At 58.4% G+C, this 17,292-nt stretch carries 12 protein-coding genes; 8 read left to right on the top strand and 4 right to left on the bottom strand.

Annotation, left to right across the window (positions count from 1 at the left end):
- The first annotated feature begins 76 nt into the window (after positions 1–76).
- The 8 genes from ABD931_RS00230 (at position 77) to ABD931_RS00200 (ending at position 9,346) form a co-directional block, all read left to right on the top strand.
- Positions 77–1,174, top strand: coding sequence for a sialidase family protein (locus ABD931_RS00230; RefSeq protein WP_345264444.1), 1,098 nt, complete (start codon positions 77–79; stop codon positions 1,172–1,174).
- Between the two features lie 42 nt (positions 1,175–1,216).
- On the top strand, positions 1,217–3,463 hold the full coding sequence (locus ABD931_RS00225) for a hypothetical protein (protein ID WP_345262724.1): 2,247 nt from the start codon (positions 1,217–1,219) through the stop codon (positions 3,461–3,463).
- 174 nt (positions 3,464–3,637) lie between these two features.
- A complete protein-coding gene (locus ABD931_RS00220) occupies positions 3,638–3,856 on the top strand; it encodes a hypothetical protein (protein ID WP_345262722.1) in 219 nt (72 codons plus the stop codon).
- A 180-nt stretch (positions 3,857–4,036) separates the two neighbouring features.
- Positions 4,037–4,162 carry a RagB/SusD family nutrient uptake outer membrane protein gene (locus ABD931_RS29210; protein WP_370469295.1) on the top strand — a complete coding sequence of 42 codons (126 nt, stop codon included), beginning with the start codon at positions 4,037–4,039 and terminating at the stop codon, positions 4,160–4,162.
- Positions 4,163–4,260: 98 nt separating this feature from the next.
- Positions 4,261–4,440, top strand: a complete 180-nt coding sequence (locus ABD931_RS00215) for a hypothetical protein (RefSeq protein ID WP_345262720.1) — start codon at positions 4,261–4,263, stop codon at positions 4,438–4,440.
- A 12-nt stretch (positions 4,441–4,452) separates the two neighbouring features.
- Entirely contained in the window at positions 4,453–6,063 is a 1,611-nt protein-coding gene (locus tag ABD931_RS00210) for a sulfatase family protein (RefSeq protein WP_345262718.1), read from the top strand.
- Between the two features lie 44 nt (positions 6,064–6,107).
- Complete coding sequence (locus ABD931_RS00205) at positions 6,108–7,838, top strand: FAD-dependent oxidoreductase (protein ID WP_370469305.1); 1,731 nt, start codon at positions 6,108–6,110, stop codon at positions 7,836–7,838.
- Positions 7,839–7,861: 23 nt separating this feature from the next.
- Entirely contained in the window at positions 7,862–9,346 is a 1,485-nt protein-coding gene (locus ABD931_RS00200; protein WP_345262714.1) for a sulfatase family protein, read from the top strand.
- A gap of 7 nt (positions 9,347–9,353) precedes the next feature.
- Here ABD931_RS00200 and ABD931_RS00195 read toward each other — a convergent pair whose 3' ends face one another.
- The 4 genes from ABD931_RS00195 to ABD931_RS00180 form a co-directional block, all read right to left on the bottom strand.
- Positions 9,354–11,111 (bottom strand): hypothetical protein, encoded by a 1,758-nt coding sequence (locus tag ABD931_RS00195; RefSeq protein ID WP_345262712.1) that lies wholly within the window; start codon positions 11,109–11,111, stop codon positions 9,354–9,356.
- Positions 11,112–11,192: 81 nt separating this feature from the next.
- Positions 11,193–11,882, bottom strand: a complete 690-nt coding sequence (locus ABD931_RS00190; RefSeq protein ID WP_345262710.1) for a hypothetical protein — start codon at positions 11,880–11,882, stop codon at positions 11,193–11,195.
- 31 nt (positions 11,883–11,913) lie between these two features.
- Positions 11,914–13,554 (bottom strand): RagB/SusD family nutrient uptake outer membrane protein, encoded by a 1,641-nt coding sequence (locus ABD931_RS00185; protein ID WP_370469294.1) that lies wholly within the window; start codon positions 13,552–13,554, stop codon positions 11,914–11,916.
- 38 nt (positions 13,555–13,592) lie between these two features.
- A complete protein-coding gene (locus tag ABD931_RS00180; RefSeq protein ID WP_345262706.1) occupies positions 13,593–17,141 on the bottom strand; it encodes a TonB-dependent receptor in 3,549 nt (1,182 codons plus the stop codon).
- Between the last annotated feature and the right edge of the window lie 151 nt (positions 17,142–17,292).

Here is a 17,292-nt window from a genome sequence, read left to right as displayed (position 1 = left end):
CTGCCTGCTCGTGCAGCTTGGCGCAGTAGGCATTGGGTTTGCCCAGACCTCTCCAAACTCTGCCATTGTTCGGGAAATGCTGATTTTTCCGATTCAGGCGCAGCATGTACACGCCAGCAGCCTGGTCAGCCTGCCCAACGGCGATTTTCTGGCAGCCTGGTTTCAGGGCAGCGGGGAGCGCACCGCCGATGATGTACGCATCATGGGGGCTCGACTGAAGAAGGGCGAAAAAAGCTGGAGCGAACCCTTCCTGATGGCCGACACCCCCAACCTGCCCGACTGCAATCCGGTTCTGTTTCTGAACAGCCAGGGTAAGCTGTTTCTGGTCTGGATTGCCGTACAGGCTAACCGGTGGGAGCAATCCCTCCTGCGGTTCAGAACGGCCACCGATTATCTGAAGAGCGGAGCGCCCGTCTGGGACTGGCAGGACAACATTCTGCTCAAACCCGACGATCGCTTTGCCACCGAAGTAGCCGCCCGCTTTAAACAATTACCCCATCCAACAGCGGGTTGGGCGGAATACGCCCAGTCGTACGACAGCATGATTATCGAAGCCAGCAAAGACCCGCGCAAACGCAGCATCGGCTGGATGACCCGGATTAAACCCATGCTCCAGGAAAACGGCCGGATCATACTCCCGCTGTACTCCGACGGCTACAATATGGGCCTGATGGCAATTTCCGACAACGATGGCACTACCTGGCGACCCAGCCTGCCGCTGGTCGGCCGGGGGCCTATTCAACCGGCCCTGGCCCGGAAGCGGAACGGTACGCTGGTTGCTTACCTGCGCGACAGCGGAGACAATCCTGGCCGGGTGCAGGTAAGTGAGTCCAAAGACAAAGGCGAGAGCTGGACAGCGGCTACCAAAACCGACATACCCAATACGGCCAGTGTCGAGATGCTGGTGCTGACCGACGGCAAATGGGCGTTTCTGGGCAATGATATTGATGATGGTCGCCACCGGCTCAGCCTGTATCTGTCCGACGACGAAGGCAAAACCTGGAAGCGAAAAATCCGGCTGGAAGATCACCCGCCTGGAAAAGGCGGCTATTCGTACCCGTCGCTGATCCAGACGCCCGACGGCCTGCTGCACATGACGTACTCTTACCATCCGGAGAACAACCGGAAGTCGATTAAATATGTAGTTGTTGATCCAACTCGAATTTCCCTTTAAGGCGTAACCACGAAGACCATTTTATTATACCGCTTTACCCCTATGCGTACCCTCAGCAGTTTGCTATTTTCAGGAATACTTCCTGCCCTAATTACCGGACATCCCACCAATGCTCAATCGGGGCATCAGGACAAGCCCTTCTGGCAGGATTACAGCGTCAAACACTACATCGACAAACCCACCATTACCCTCTCCGGGGTGTACTGCGACCGCAATGGAAGCATCAAAGTGTTTTCATCCGAAGGTGTACTCCACCCCTACGGCGGTCAGTTTCTGTACCCTGGCACGTTACAACCCGACCGGACCTACCGCACGATACAGGGCAAGAAGATTAACGCCATCGGCACGTACGACCAGCAATATGTACTGCTGGACAACAAAGCCATACTGAGCAACGCCTGGGCCGGCAAACTGTATTCGGAGCACACCTTGCCCAACGCCAGACTCTTCGCCGGCGGGCGCGACTTTACATTTCTGATTTCCGATGGCCGGGCGCTGCACCTGCTGAAAGACGCCAAAACGCTTTGGAGCGGCAGCCTGCCCAATGATGAGGTAATTGGCCTTCACTTTCAGAAGGAAACTAATCAGTTCTGGATACTGGGCCGGCAGTCACTGGCAACGTTTTCACCGACCACCAACAAACTGACCCCCATATTTACCGGCAAGGACTTCACCGCGTTTGACCTCAGCAGCGGGGGCCAAAAAGTCATCATCGGCACCCGCAACGGCTATATCGAACTGGATGCCACTACCCAAAAGCCCATCGGCGACATTCGCCGGAAACTGCCGGCTACAGACATTACCGCCGTTGCCGACATCAACGGCCGGCTCTGGTTCGGTACCTCGCAGGGAGCCTTTGCGCTGCGTCCGGATGGTAAGTACGATTACTACTATGGCGAACGCTGGCTACCCGGTAATCAGGTTACACACATTGCCAAAGGGAAAAACAAGGCCGTGCTGGTGCTGACCAATGCCGGGCTGGGCGAGATCTGCTTTAGGCAGATGACCCTGCACGACAAAGCGATGTTTTTTGATAAGCAGGTACGCAGCCGGCACATCCGCAACGGCTTCAATGCCTCCCTCAGCGGCCTGGGAAAAGGTAATGTGGCCTCTGGTTACCTGGAAGATTCCGACAACGATGGTCTATGGACCTCTATGTATCTGGCCGGAGAGATTTTTCGGTACGCCGTTACCAAAGACGAAGAAGCCCTGCAAAACTGCCGGGAATCGCTCGACGCCATGGAGCGGCTGTACACCATCAATCCCATTCCGGGCTTCCCGTCGCGCTCGTTCGAACGGCGGGGCTTTATCAGCCAGTTGGCCGACCCGGACCGCTGGCAGCACGCTCCTCACCCCGAATGGGACTGGAAAGCGACCACCAGCAGCGACGAAGCCATCGGCCATATCTTCGCCTTCGGGGCCATGGCCGAACTCATCCCCGACAAAGACCTCAAGACCCGCGCCATCAACCTGATCGATACGCTGATGGGGCATATTGTCAAAAACGACCTGTACCTGATCGACTACAACGGCAAACCCACCCAATGGGGTAAGTGGAACCCCAAATACGTCAATGGATTTGACCCTTCGATAGGAGACCGGAAGCTCAACTCGTCCAACATTATCGGTATGTTGCAAACGGCTTACCACTTCACCAAAAAAGAAATTTACCGGAAGAAAGCCTTTGAGTTGATGCAGCAGCACGGCTATCTGGAGAACCTGATGCGTCCGATGAAGCAGATTGGGGTAGCCGCAGGCAGCACCGATGACCTTGCCAAAACCCTCTCGGATAGCTGGAACCATTCCGATGATGAGATGTACTTTGTCGGCTACTGGGGCCTTTACCGCTACGCCTTCAACGATACGCTCAAAGCCAAGTACAAAAAAGCCATCCTGGACCACTGGCAAGCCGAGCGCCCCGAAAAAGAAGGTGCCTGGAACATCTTCACCGCCCTGACCGGCGTCAAGGATTTTGACCTCAAAGAGGCCATCTGGTATTTGCAGGAACACCCGCTTGACCTCATCGACTGGAGCATTGCCAACAGCCACCGCCAGGACATTGAGCCCATGGCCCCTAACTTCCGCCGGCAAACCATTAAAGAGGTGCTACCGCCCGACGAACGACCCATCCAGCGGCACAACGCCAATATGTTCAACCTCGATAGTCGAGGGGCAAACGGTTTGTCGGAACACAGCGCCGGCGACATCTGGCTGCTGCCCTACTGGATGGGTCGCTACCTGGGTGTGATCAGCGCTCCGGTTGGTGGTGCGCCGATCAGCCGGAAGTAAAAGCAACCGGTTTGGAACCTTGCGGGCTGTCAAATCAAAGCCCGCAAGGTTCCTGCTGGCTAATCCGAAACGCCCAAATTCCTCGTAGCTTTCGAAGGGATTTTTACCCTGCACCTTCTGCCCGGCGACGACATCACCACTACCGGTCCCAACGCGTTCGAGACGTTTGCCTCGTTGAAGCTGGGCAACTACTACGTAAGCCTCTACCGGATCATTTACCGGGCCAACACCGCCCTGGACAAAACCAACACGGTAGCCGAGGGCGTGTACCGCAACGCCGGACGCGCCACGAGCAATGCCGCCTACGGGATGCTGGGCAAGAGTCTGGTGTTTCGCGGGACCATCAACAAACCCCTGGCCGATTTTATGGCGGCCCTGGCGGCATTCAAGTAAAATCAAGAACTGCACACTGGTGGCCAATTTTGCCGATAATTTTGCCGCCGACCGCGAAAACAATGCCGAATCGCTGTACGAGTTTCAGGCCAGCCAGCCCCCTGATACAGATAACGTGTTTTTGCCCGACGACTTTTGAGCCGGGTGGGGTTGGAGCAACCTCAGGCTGGTGGGGGCCTTATGAGCCCAACAATTCGCTGCTGTTCGGGGCGGCCCGGTTCATTGGTAACCAGGCATCTGTTGTTCCCGATTCCGCTGGCCGAAACCGACAACAACCCGGCGATGAACCAAAATCCGGGGTACTGAACAAGAACATCGTTATAATAGACCACCAGGCTGCTTTTAGCATAGTATTCCTCCTAAACCGGAAGTGGTTGCCCTACAGCCGCTTCTTACATAAACGTATGGCTGTACATCGTTCCTGCACCGGCCTCAACCGGGTGGCTTTTCTGCTGCCAGTCCTGTTGCTTTTGATGGCTATTGTCCAGGCAAAATGGGCCATCCGGAAACGGGGTGTTCAACTGGTTAATTACCGCGACGTGCTGGGCAAGACACCCATCCCGGAATACTCGCAGAAACGCTAACCCGAGCGACCGATGCAGCGACGCGATTTTCTGATCCACACCCTTACTACCCTGGCGGCTACGGCAATCGGCTGGCCCCTGCTCAGCGGCAAAGCTGCCGCCGGACGGTACAAACACATTGTGCTGCTCATCGGCGACGACCACTCCATGCGGGTGATAGGCAGCTACCGGTCCGCCGATGCGGGGAACCCTTCTATCAAAACGCCCCACCTGGACCAACTGGCGCGGGAAGGCATGCGGTTTACCAACGTCTTCTGCCAGTCGCCGGTATGCAGCGCGTCCCGGCAATCATTCCTGACGGGCAACTACCCGCACCAGACCGGCGTCAATCTGTTGTTCACACCTCTATCCGACGAGAAGAATTACACCATTGCTGAGCACCTGAAAACCCACGGATACCGCACGGCCGCCATCGGCAAGATGCACACCAACAACAACCTGAACCACGGTTTCGATCTGCGCAAAGACACCGCCGAGTACAACAAGTGGCTCATAAGTAAAGGGGGCCCGCGCCCCGTTCCGACTGATGTTCCGGTGCGCGACATGACCAAAACCAAAGGCTTTTCGGTGGACCAATGGGTGAATCCGGGCGTACGTCCCGAACCACTGTACGATGCCGATACACTCGATACCTACCTGACCAACGAGGCCATTACCTTTATTCAGGCGCAACGGGCTAACCCTTTTTTGCTGTTTGTCGGCTTTCACGCGCCCCACGCCCCCATGAACTTTCCGGTTGAGTTTGCGAACCACTACCGGCCGGAACAAATGCCGTTGGGACGGTTCGGACCAGAGGATTTACCCTGGACGCCCGCCATTTTCCGGAACCTGACCGATACCCAAAAGCGGGAGATTGTGGCCGGCTACTACACCTGTGTGGAGTACCTCGACAAAAACGTAGGCCAGATTTTGCGGGCCATTGACGACAGCGGCCTGCGTGACAATACCCTGGTGGTTTACATCTCAGACCACGGCTACCTGCTCAACGACCACAATCGGTTCGAGAAGCATACCCTGTGGGAACCGGCCGTGCGCAGTCCGCTGCTGGTCCGCGCACCCGGCCTGACCCGGCCCGAGACCGTCAGCACCGAGCTCGTTGAGCTGGTCGATTTGGTGCCCACGTTTGTCGAGGTCGCCGGAGCACCGGCCCTGACCACGCGGGGCAAGAGCCTGGTGCCGCTGCTGAAGAACCCGAAGAAGAGCCACCGCCAGCAAGTGTTTTCGGAATACCTGGTCGATAACATGGCCATGCTACGCACCGACGACCGCAACGGTGGACCCTGGAAATACATATTTTCGACCAACCAGTACGACCTCGGCTTAGGCTACGAGATTGGCACCAGCCGGCCGACCGGTTACCTCCATCGGCTCTACAACCTCCGACACGACCCCGACGAACTGCATAACCTGGCCGGTGAGCCGGCCCATCAGAAGCGGCTCCGGGCCATGCAGGAACAGTTGATTGCGGTATTTACAGACAGCCATCCCGACGCGGCCCGGCTACCGGCTAACCTGACCATTGAACAGACACTGGCCTGGTTCTGCGAACCCCGCGATGAGGTATCCGACCTGGAGAAACGGGGCTTCCCCCACCCTACCCGCTATGCAAAAAAAGCGCTCTAACGCTCCCTTACGATACCCTGACCTGAACGTCAATGAACGAAACCATGAACTTGTACCTGAAAAAAGAATCGGATGCTACTCACTACGACGCCATTGTGGTTGGCTCCGGCATAAGTGGCGGATGGGCCGCTAAAGAGCTAACCCAGAAAGGCTTGCGCGTGCTGCTGCTCGAACGGGGGCGACCGCTCGAACACGTCACCGGCTACGACACGGCCCTGAAAGCGCCCTGGGAGTTCACCTACCGGGACCGGACCCCACTGCTCACCGACAAAATGCCACCGCAGTACCGCATCCATACCTACAATGAGCAGACGGCCCACTTCTGGTTCGATGATCGCAACGCGCCCTACCGGGAAATCCAGCCGTTCGACTGGCGACGGCCCGACATTCTGGGCGGAAAATCCATCATGTGGGGCCGGCAAAGCTACCGCTGGAGTGAGATGGATTTTGAAGCCAACGCCCGCGACGGTTTCGGCACAGACTGGCCCATCCGCTACGCCGATCTGGCACTGTGGTACAGCTACGTCGAGAAGTTTGCCGGTATATCGGGAAGCAGGGAAGGGCTGCCGCAGTTGCCCGACAGTGATTTTCTGCCGCCGATGCAGATGAACTGTGTGGAGTCGCACAGTACGCGGCAGTTGAAGCAGAAAATGAACCGGGTGATGACCATCGGCCGCACGGCAAACCTGTCGCAGGCGAATCCGGTGCATACGGCTGTGGGCCGGGCACCGTGCCAGTACCGGAATATGTGCGCCCGTGGCTGTCCGTACGGTTCTTATTTCAGCAGCTTGTCGGCGACACTGCCCGCTGCCCGCCAGACCAACCGGCTCACGGTCCGCACCCACTCGATTGTGTCCGAATTGCTGTATGATAAAGACCGGCAGCGGGCTACCGGCGTGCGGGTGATCGATGCGCTCACCAAACAGCCCATCGAGTTTTACGCCCGCCTGATCTTCCTGAATGCCTCGACGGTGAGTACCAACGTCATCCTGCTCAACTCCATCTCCGACCGCTTTCCCAACGGTTTCGGCAACGACAGCGGCACGCTGGGCAAATACGTCATGGACCACCACTTCCAGATTGGCGCCAGCGGCCGGGCCGAAGGACCAGGCTTTGACGACCAATACTACTACGGCCGGCGGGCCAACGGCATTTACATCCCCCGCTACCGAAACATCGGCACCGACAAACGCGAGTATCTGCGCGGTTTTGGCTACCAGGGGGGCGCGTCGCGGTCGGGCTGGCAGCGGCTGGTTGCGGAGACGGCCGGGGTTGCGTCCAACTTTGGCGAAGAGCTGAAGGAGCAGGCGTCGCAGCCGGGACCGTGGAGCATGGGGCTGGTGGCCTTCGGCGAGTGCCTGCCCTACGAGGATAACCGGATTACCCTCGACCAGACCCAAACCGATAAATGGGGACTGCCGACGGTGGTATTCGACGTCAAATTCCGCGAAAACGAAAAGCGCATGCGGAAGGACATGGAAAACGATGCCGCCGAGATGCTGGAAGCCGCCGGCCTGAAAAACGTTACTACCTACGACAACAATTCGGCACCCGGCTTGGCCATTCACGAAATGGGCGGGGTACGCATGGGCCGCGACCCGAAAACGTCGATGCTTAACGCCCACAATCAGCTTTGGGCGGCAAAGAACGTGTTCGTCACCGACGGTGCCTGCTTTGCGTCGACGGCCTGCCAGAACCCCTCGCTGACGTTTATGGCCCTGACCGCCCGGGCCGCCGATTATGCCGTTGGTGAGCTTAAAAAGAAAAACATCTAATAGCTTTTACGGCCTGAAATACTATGAAGCTACCCTTTTTCCTTATTCTGATCACCAGCGCCGTGCTGGCCCAAACGCCACCAACACGGCCCAATTTTGTCCTGATCGTTGGCGACGACCACGACCTGAGTGCCATCGGCTGCTATACCACCCTGGACGGACGCACCCAGGCCAAAACACCTAATATAGACTATCTGGCCAAGGAGGGGGTCCGGTTCACCCGCGCCTATGCCACCACCTCATCGTGCAGCCCCAGTCGGTCGACGCTATTGTCCGGGCGGCATAATCACAACAATGGGCAATATGGGCTGGCCCATGCTACGCACCATTTCCGTTCACATGAGGAGCTGAAAACGCTACCCGCTCTGCTCCACGGAGCCGGGTACACCACCGCCCGCATCGGCAAATACCACGTAGCGCCGGAGAGCGCCTATACGTTCGACGAGGCCCTGAGCGACGACGGCTCCAACCCGGTAAAGATGGCCGGTCAGTGCGCCAGTTTTCTGGAAGCCAACCGCAACAAACCCTTTTTTCTGTACTTCTGCACCACCGACCCGCACCGGGCCGGCAGCAATAAAAACCTACCCTACAGCGCCAATCCGCACGGCAACCGGCCCAACGGCCATGAAGGCGTGACCGAAACCCTCTACGGCATGGACTCCCTGCGGGTGCCATACTTTCTGCCCGACGCGCCCGAAACGAAAGCCGAGCTCGCGCAGTACTACCAGTCGGTCTCGCGGATGGATCAGGGCATCGGAAAGCTGTTTGACCTGCTGAAGCAGCAGGGGCTGTGGGACAACACCATTGTGATTTACCTGTCCGACAACGGCATGCCCGTACCCGGTGCCAAGACCACCCATTACGAGCCCGGCGTCCGCCTACCGCTCATCGTCCGCAATCCCTTCTCCAATCGTAAAAATCAGGTCTGCGACGAACTGGTTTCGTGGGTGGATGTCACCCCGACCCTGCTGGACTATGCCGGGCTGAATCCGCCCACCATGGCCAAATCCAGCCGGCCGCAGGGTGGTGGCGAATTCGGCGAGCGTGGGCCGACCAGCTTCTACCACGGCAAATCCTGGAAAGGGTATTTCGACGCCATTGGCGGACCGAACCCGGTGCCGTTCAAAAGCGATACGGTATTTCTGTCGCACACTTTTCACGAGGTGACCATGTACTACCCCATGCGGTCGGTGGTAACCAAACGCTATAAACTCATCTGGAATGTGGCGCACGAACTGCCCTTTCCGTTCGCGGCTGATTTATGGAGTTCGGCCACCTGGCAGGGTTTTCTGAAGTCGGGCAAAACGCAGTATGGGCCGCGCACCAAAGACGCCTACATTCACCGACCGACGTATGAGCTGTATGACCTTGAAAAAGACCCGCAGGAGCGTACCAATCTGGCCCGAAACAAAGCGTACAAAGCCGTTTACGATACGCTGCTGGCGTCTTTGAAAAACTTCCAGGAAATGACCAACGACCCCTGGCGGGTGAAGTGGGTGCATGAATAGGCCCCGGTCAATGAATTGACCTGAAGGAAATTCGCCCGTCACCGGCGATTGATAACCGCTGTTTCCTCACCCATACCTGCTGGTTTTTCACCCGGATTTTGGGCAGTGGTGTCTGGGTTAAAAAGCGAAATGTCAGCGTATGCCGGCCCACCCGGACCTTCTTCCCCTCTGCATCCCCGGAACTGACCAGCATCAGGTCAGCCCCACTTTTCCCGGATAAATCGACTCCAATAGCCGTGCCGTCGGCGAAGCGCAAAACGCTGGTTTCGCCCTTCGGTGAGCGCGTCCAGTCCTGCGCTTCGCTGCTGATTCGGCCCCACGTAAGTTGCCTCCCATACGCCAGGATATGCAGGGCCGTATCGGCTTTGGCCCCCATGTAACCTTTCGCGGATTTAGTGAGGGCGGTAACAACGATGTCGTTCTCGTCCCGCCAGCGGTTGCGCCAGGCATAAAAGCCATAGACGCTGTCGCGGTAGCACAGCGGCAGTACCTCGGCGGGGTTGCGTTCGGGCAGGTCCGGCGGCCAGTTAACGAAGGCACTCACCGTTAACTGCGGGTAAACACTTGGCTCATACGGTGTGCCGGCCCGGGTGTCCGGTTCTAGCAAGAAGTGGTTGTAAAACCATTTGAAGGCAGCCTGCTGCGCCTGCGGCAGAATACCGAAAGCAGCGCTGACATAGCCGGCCCCCGACAGCGTCCGACTCCAGACGTTGTGGGGGTACCCACCCCGGATGGGCCAGACTTCGGGTTTGCCATCCCGCATAACGGTCAGATACAACCACTTCAGCGCGGTCATAGATACGTTCGGTCGTCCGGTATTGACAAAGTCCATACCCATCGTGTTTCGCCAGGCCTGTAGGGCCGTGAGGTACACGATATGCGAGGCCATGGAGCCCGTTCCGTCACCTTCGGCAAAATACCCCCCATCGCCGAAACCCTGCGTAACGGTATGCACCATGCTCCGGCCGCTGATTTCCAGCAGCCGGTCGATCCGCTCCCGGTCTGCCCACGGCTCCTGGTGCAACGCCAGCAAAACCAGCGCGGCCCCACCCACCTGCATGCCGTAATGGTTGCTTTTGGGAGGCATGGTCCCGCTTACGAGGGCGTCGAGGTCAACTTCTTTATTGCCGTATTTCTGCGTAATTCCCGCCTGGTAGTGAACCAGCGCTTTCCCCAGCCGCTCGACGGTGGCGTTGTCCCAGCCGTCGTAACACAGGTCGTAACCCACCGCCAGCCAGCCCAGTACCGGCCCGGCCCGCAGGGCTCCTCCCGGCTTCACGTAACTGTAGCGGTCGTCGCGGTCGCGCTGCCCCTGTAGGGCCAGTTCAAAGCACCGGCGGCCCAGCTCCGCGTAGGTTTTATCGCCGGTGAGTTGGTACAGCAGCCCGTAACCGGCCACATGGCCGACCGTAAACACCCCGGCCGTGTCGACCACGATGCTCTTCCCGCCCCCGGCGGCATAGGCTTCCGGCGCAGGGTTGAACGCTTTAGGCATGCCATCGCCGTTGCCGCCATCGAGCAGGTACCGCAGCCGTTTCAGCATCGCCCGGCCTTCGGGCGTCTCCGCTTTCCGACGCAGGGCCGGAAGGTCCTGCTTCCGGAAGAGAAGCCGCGGGTGCTCACCAGGGGTAACGGGGGTAAATGGCCGAACGGGTGCCCACCACGACGCAAAATCCGGTATCGGCTTGTCCCAGGAACCAAACTCCTGCGCCGGGGCAACGCTGATACCCAGCCAGAGAACAAGCAACGTAAGTAGTATCCTCATACCGTACGGTAGCCGTATTCAGGCGAAGAAGTCTGCATTAATGAACTTCCGCCAACCCGAAAAGAATTTGATTGTGTTGACTTACCGTTTGGCATAGGTGGCGGTAAAGACAATCGGGCGTCCGGCCCAGGCGGCATTCACATCCCGGTTGGCGGCTGTCAGCGGCACCACGGGCACGTTAATGGTCCCCGTGGTGCTAAACATAAGCACCATCTGCTGATCGGTCAGCGACACAATCGTCGGCGCGTAGTTGGGGTACGATGCCGGGGTGTAGACCGGGGCGTTGGCCGCATTGGGCGCTACCGTTCCGTGAAAGACAAAATCATAATTCCAGCGGGTGACCTGCCCACGGGTGTAGGTCGGGCGACCAAACCGGAGCAGAATAGCTTCCTGACCGGCATCATTCACCTTAGCCGCCGAGAAATTACCCTGCTGCCGAATGCCCCGGTTGGCCAGCCAGAACGTATCCGACCGGGCGGTGGCGGCTGCCAGATAGAGCGTATCGGTAAACGGCATAATCGGATTGGCCCGACCGGCTACCAGCAAAGGCGCGGTGTTGGGCGTTACCGTCACCAGGGTATCACGCGGATTGGGCGTAGCGCCTACCTGGTACTTCATCGTGAGCGATACCGGCACCCAGATGCCCTTCAGCCGGTCGCGGAGGGCGGTGTCGCTGGTGACGGTTGGGAAAGGGGGATTCTCGCACGCCCAGAACGTCAGGGCAAACAATAACAGACTGTATATCGCAGAACCCAGGCTTGTTGGTTTCATGTCAGATAATGGTTTTCGGCGTTTGACAGATTTAATCGTTTTGCACCATCAGCGGGTTACGGTCAATCAGCGACTGCGGCACCAGGAATACCAGCAGGCGGCTGTTCCAGGGCAATTCGCTGCAATTGGCGGACGCGCAGTCTACGCCGGAGGGGGATGTGGACCGATCGCCCGGATTCACCGGCTGCCGCAGCCGGCGCAGGTCGTGGATGCGCGTTCCTTCGCTAAAGGTTTCCCGGATAAACTCCGTCCGGATTTCCTCCAGCAGGTTGGCCGGAGCCGTGGCAAGCGCTGGGAGCCCCGCCCGTGTGCGAATGGCATTCAGGTCGTTCAGCGCCAGGGGGGTGTTGCCTTTACGCTGGTTCATTTCGGCCCGCATCAGCAGGAATTCGGCCGAACGGTACATCACCACGTTGGAGTTTACCCCCTGCACCGGACCGAGGTTGGTGGTTCCCAGCGAACCCCATTTCCGGCTAAACCAAAGCCGGTTCGGGCTGTTCCAGGCGGCTGCAGCCGTGGTGGCCTGACTGGTATCAATCAGCGTCCGGTACCGCAGGTCCCGCGTCCGGTCAAAGTTGGCGAGGGTCTTAAAGCGCTGGCTCATCCGCAGGTTAGGGCCGGAGGTCAGATTGTTGACATTGGCCAGTTGCGCGGCCGTATACGGACTTTGCAGCGTAAAATGGGTCCGCAGCGGGGCCCCGTTGGTGGTGCGGGAGTTACGCCCAACCACGTTTACCAGTTCAAAGATTACCTCATCCCGGTTGGCCGAGTTGGTAGTCGGCGTAATGCCGGTGCGCTGAAAAAGCTGCGCCGGCATCAGATTACCGGCCACCAGCGGGAAGCGGTTGTTATTACCCGAACCCAGCAGCCGGTTGCACACCGCCAGGCAACTGTCTACATTATCCTGCTGCCAGTACACCCGCGCCATCAGCGCCAGAGCCGCGTACTTATTAGCCCGAGGCTGCATATCGGGCAGATGCAGGGCCGGGTCGTAGCGTTCCGGCAGCAGGCGCTCCGCCATGCGCAGGTCGTTCAGCACACTGTCGTAGGCGGCCTTTACGCTCAGGCGCGGGTAGGCCAGATCGCCGAAGCTGGCAACGGACCGGTAGCTGCCCACCGGGCCGGGATGCGAGTTGTCGGGCGTATGCCCCCAGGGGTAGCCCAGCAGCCGGGTCTGTTCAAAAATGCACAATGCCCGCACAAACCGGGCATCGCCTTCAATCCGGCCCCGCTGCTGGTTAATATCCAGCCTCGGATCAGTTTCACCCGGCGTCTGCACCTGCCCGCTGCGCAGAATCTCCAGCACGTTGTTGGCATTGTTCAGCCCGAACGTCGACCACTGTAAAAACTCCCCGTTGAGGCCGTAGTCGAGTTCCCGCTGCGTCCAGGTATACACCAGCGACGACCGGCTGGGGCTGTTGCGGTAGTTGATGTTGTTGACGGCCACCAGGTCGGCAAAGAGGTCACCAATGAGCGGGGCGTTGCCGCCGAAGGCCACTTCCCTTGCAATGCCCGAGTAAGCGCCGGTCATCAGGATGTCCAGTTCCTGCACGGTGCGCACGTTCTCGGCCTGGATCAGGGTTTTGGACGATACCTCGTCTAAATAATTTTTGCAGGAAAGGCCGCTGATTGCCACGGCAGCCACCCCGCACAGACTGAGTATTTGAGTCAATCGCATCTTGTTAAAAGTCTTGCTTGTCGGGAATAGTCTTAAAAGCCAAAGTTGACACCCACCAGAATAGTCCGCACCTGCGGCAGGTCGTTATTCGTCACACCGGGCGACAGAGTCGCCGTAGCGCCGTCGGCCCCGCCGTTGCGAAATACTTCCGGGTCCCAGCCTCTGAATTTGGTGAAGGTGAGCAGGTTCTGGCCCGTCAGCGTAATCCGGGCCGTTCGCAGGAATGCCTTCTTGGCCAGCGCCGACGGCAGCGAGTAGCCGACCTGCACGTTTTTCAGGCGGATAAACGAGCCGTCGTGCAGAAAGCGGGATGATTCGATGGTGCGGGCGTTGGCGTTCCACTGCAGCCGGTACGCGCCTTCGGTCCGGTTCAGTTCGTTGCGCAGGCTGCCGATGCCGGCGCTGTTGGCCCGCAGGACCTGACCGGTGGACGGATAGCTCTGATTCCGCTCACCCTGGTCATAAATCCAGTTGCCGTACTGGTAGTAGAACAGGAAGCTGATGTCCACATGCCTGAACTGGAAACTGTTGGTCAGGCCACCAAAGAAGACCGGATACGGCGTTCGGTTTTCGAGGATAAACTGGTTGTTGCCCGACTGGTTGTTGATGGTTCCATCCCACAGCGCTCCCGTTTTTACGGTTTGGCCGGTGTTCCCAAACACCACGCGGTCACGCTCATAGAACAGCTCATTGCCCGTTACGGGATCAAAGCCGGCAAACTGGGCCATGTAGTAATTGCCCAACGGGTATCCGGGTGTAGCAATGCTGGGGCCGGCCACCACCTGGAACGGATAGTTCAGGAACGGGGCCGAATAGGTACTCAGCACGGTATTCCGGTTGTGGCTGATGTTGAAATCGGTTGTCCAACGGAAATGCGATTTTGCCACATTGCGGGTGGTCAGGCTCAGTTCTGCCCCCCGGTTGCGCACCGAGCCCAGGTTGATGGTCATGGAGTTATTGATGGTACCGAACAGGGCTCCCAGCGCATAGTTGAGCAGTAGGCCGTCGGAGTCTTTGTTGTAGTAATCCAGCGTACCGCTGATGCGCTTGTTGAGCAGCGTAAACTCCAGCCCCAAATCAAACTGCTTTGTCGATTCCCAGGTCAGGGCCGAGTTGCCGGGGTTGGTAAACTGCCCACCCTGAATACCACCGTAGATGGCGGCATTGTAGCCGACATACGTAAAGGTTTTCTGCCAGGCAAAGTTGCCGATCTCGGCATTTCCCGTAAGACCGTAACTACCCCGCAGTTTCAGGAAGTTGATAAACGAACTGTTGCGCAGAAACTCCTCCTCGCTGATGACCCAGCCCACCGACATACCGGGAAACGTAGCCCAGCGGTTTTCGGGGCCGAAGCGCGACGAGCCGTCCGACCGCAAGCTGGCCTCGAACAGATACCGGTCCTTGTAGGCGTAGTTGACCCGCCCGAAGAACGAGACAAACCGGAACGAGATTTCATCGTTAAAGATGACCGTGCGGGTGGTATCCAGCCCTGTTTTGGCCCCGTCTGGTACACGCTCGGTAATGTAGGTCTCGTTATCGGAGATGCGGTTCTGGAGGTTATTCCCCAGCAATACCGTCAGGCGGTGGTCTCTGCCGAGCTGCCGGGTGTAGCTGCTGGTGTTGTTCCAGTTCTGGTTGCGGTTCAGCACATTGCGGTTTTCGGCGCGGCCTTCACCGTTCCGCTCTGCGCCCTGGATGCCTCTCGGGTACAGGGTAGCATTGAGCAGAATGTCGTTGATGGTCCGCTGGCGATCGGTGCCTACCTCGGTGCGGAGTGTCAGGCCCCGGATGGGCTCCAGCTGGACAAAAAAGGTGTTAATGTTGCGATACGTCGTGGCTACGTTGGAATAGTGCTCGCGGTAAAAGACCGGATTCGTGCCGATGCTCTGGGTGTTATTGGTTCCGTTGGCAATTCCGTTGAAATACGAGCCGTCCGGCAACTGCACCGGATAGGCAGGCAGGGCCGAGGTAAGCCCGTACTGGTACGAATTCCCCAGCGGAATGGCCTCGTTGTCGATGCGGTTGAGCGCCACATTGGCCCCCACCCGCAACATTTTAATCGGGCTATACTCCACATTGATCCGCCCGGTCAGCCGGCGCAGGCCCTGCCCGATCACGATACCGTCTTCGTTGCGGTAGGAGCCGCTGGCATACACCGACAGTTTGTTGGTACCGGCCCCGATACCCAGCGTTGCCTGCTGGAATTTACCCTGCCGCAGCACCTGGTCGAGCCAGTTGGTGCTGGTATTGTACAGCGTGGTTGAGTCGATCAGCCGGTTGTCGAAGGCGGGCGGCAGGGAGCCGCGCAGGATACCGGTCGGCAAGAGGTTTGCCAGGTTGGACGAGGCCGGGTTCAGGCCGGCCTGTAGGTTGTTGCGGGCGGCCCGTTTCAGGATGTTGAAATGATCCGCTCCGTTGTCGATCATCTCGACCCGGTTGGTCGGGGTATTTACGCCTTGCTGGTAGCTTAAGTCAAATTTTGGCTTGCCCTTTGCCCCTTTTTTGGTCGTGATCAGGATAACCCCGTTGGCGGCCCGGGAACCAAACAGAATGGAGGCCGACGCATCTTTCAAGACTTCAATGGACTCAATATCGTCGGGGTTGATCTCCGACAGCGGGTTCATGGCCACGCCACCGGCCCCAAAGGCGCTGCTGTTGACCGGTTGCCCGTCAATCACGATCAGCGGCTGGGAGTTTGAGTTGATGGAAGCCACCCCGCGCACGTTAATGCGTACCGCGCCACCGGGTGTACCGCCCGCCTGGGTAATCTGAACACCGGCGGCACGTCCCTGCAAAGCCACATCCGGACTGGCGGCCGTATTGGCGCGAATATCCGCCGAACCCAACGACGAAATGGAGCCCGTCAGGTCGCGCCGGCGCTGCTCGCCGAACGCCACCACAACCACCTCGCTCAGCGTTTTATCATCCACCCGGAGCGACACATTAAGCTGACTCCGGCTGCCGATGGCCTGTTCCAGGGTCAGGTAGCCGACGTACGAAAACACCAGCGTGGCCGGCCCATCCGGCACGGTGATGCGGTAGCGCCCGTCGGTATCGCTGGTGGTGCCCCGATTGGTGTTTTTCACCAGAATGCTCACCCCCGGCAGCCCTTCCCCTTTTTCGTCGGTCACAAGTCCCGTTATGGTCCGGTCGGCCGGCGCTTCGCTGAGCAGGGTTTCTGGCTTCACCGCTTCGGGTACCAGCCCGACTTTGGTGGCCGGGCTGCGTTTCAGCAGGATCTGCTGCCCCACCACCTCGTAGGCGATATTAAGGGGTTGCAGCAATTCGGTCAGCACCTCCGACAGCCGCTTATCCTGCGTACGGATCGACACCCGGCGGGTAGCCCGGATCAGTTCCGGACTGTACATAAAGTTTACACCAACGGCTTTCTCGATTTGGTTGAGCACCATTCCCACAGGTTGGTTCTTCACCTGAAGCGTCAGGGTCCGGTTCAGCAGTTCCTGCGCCTGCCCCTCGTGCGCAAACGAGAAACTCACCAACAGGAGCCCCAGTATACCTTGCAGAAGACTGATTCGCATAATCATTCGCCAGCGTCGGTGCGAGCGTATTCTTTTTTTCATAAATTTGACTGGTTAGCTGGTTTGGAAAAAACTGGCAAAACAAATCCCCATCATCCTGCATAGGACGTTCGTTTAGCCGCGACAAAAAGGGGATTGAACACAGGGTGAACGATGCGGGAACATTGTTCACCCTTTTTTACGGGCTTACGAG

Origin of the sequence: Nibrella viscosa (assembly GCF_039541875.1) — a bacterium.
Lineage (GTDB): Bacteria > Bacteroidota > Bacteroidia > Cytophagales > Spirosomataceae > Nibrella > Nibrella viscosa.
Note: the sequence above shows the minus strand (reverse complement) of the source record. Positions and strands in the feature narration are given on the sequence as shown.

What these genes read in the sequence shown, in the direction of transcription:
- ABD931_RS29210 (WP_370469295.1), top strand. Translation starts at nt 4,037, where the DNA reads ATGAGCCCAACAATTCGCTGCTGTTCGGGGCGGCCCGGTTCATTGGTA.
- ABD931_RS00230 (WP_345264444.1), top strand. Translation starts at nt 77, where the DNA reads ATGCTGATTTTTCCGATTCAGGCGCAGCATGTACACGCCAGCAGCCTG.
- ABD931_RS00225 (WP_345262724.1), top strand. Translation starts at nt 1,217, where the DNA reads ATGCGTACCCTCAGCAGTTTGCTATTTTCAGGAATACTTCCTGCCCTA.
- ABD931_RS00180 (WP_345262706.1), bottom strand. Translation starts at nt 17,141, where the DNA reads ATGAAAAAAAGAATACGCTCGCACCGACGCTGGCGAATGATTATGCGA.
- ABD931_RS00190 (WP_345262710.1), bottom strand. Translation starts at nt 11,882, where the DNA reads ATGAAACCAACAAGCCTGGGTTCTGCGATATACAGTCTGTTATTGTTT.
- ABD931_RS00195 (WP_345262712.1), bottom strand. Translation starts at nt 11,111, where the DNA reads ATGAGGATACTACTTACGTTGCTTGTTCTCTGGCTGGGTATCAGCGTT.
- ABD931_RS00215 (WP_345262720.1), top strand. Translation starts at nt 4,261, where the DNA reads ATGGCTGTACATCGTTCCTGCACCGGCCTCAACCGGGTGGCTTTTCTG.
- ABD931_RS00205 (WP_370469305.1), top strand. Translation starts at nt 6,108, where the DNA reads ATGAACTTGTACCTGAAAAAAGAATCGGATGCTACTCACTACGACGCC.
- ABD931_RS00200 (WP_345262714.1), top strand. Translation starts at nt 7,862, where the DNA reads ATGAAGCTACCCTTTTTCCTTATTCTGATCACCAGCGCCGTGCTGGCC.
- ABD931_RS00210 (WP_345262718.1), top strand. Translation starts at nt 4,453, where the DNA reads ATGCAGCGACGCGATTTTCTGATCCACACCCTTACTACCCTGGCGGCT.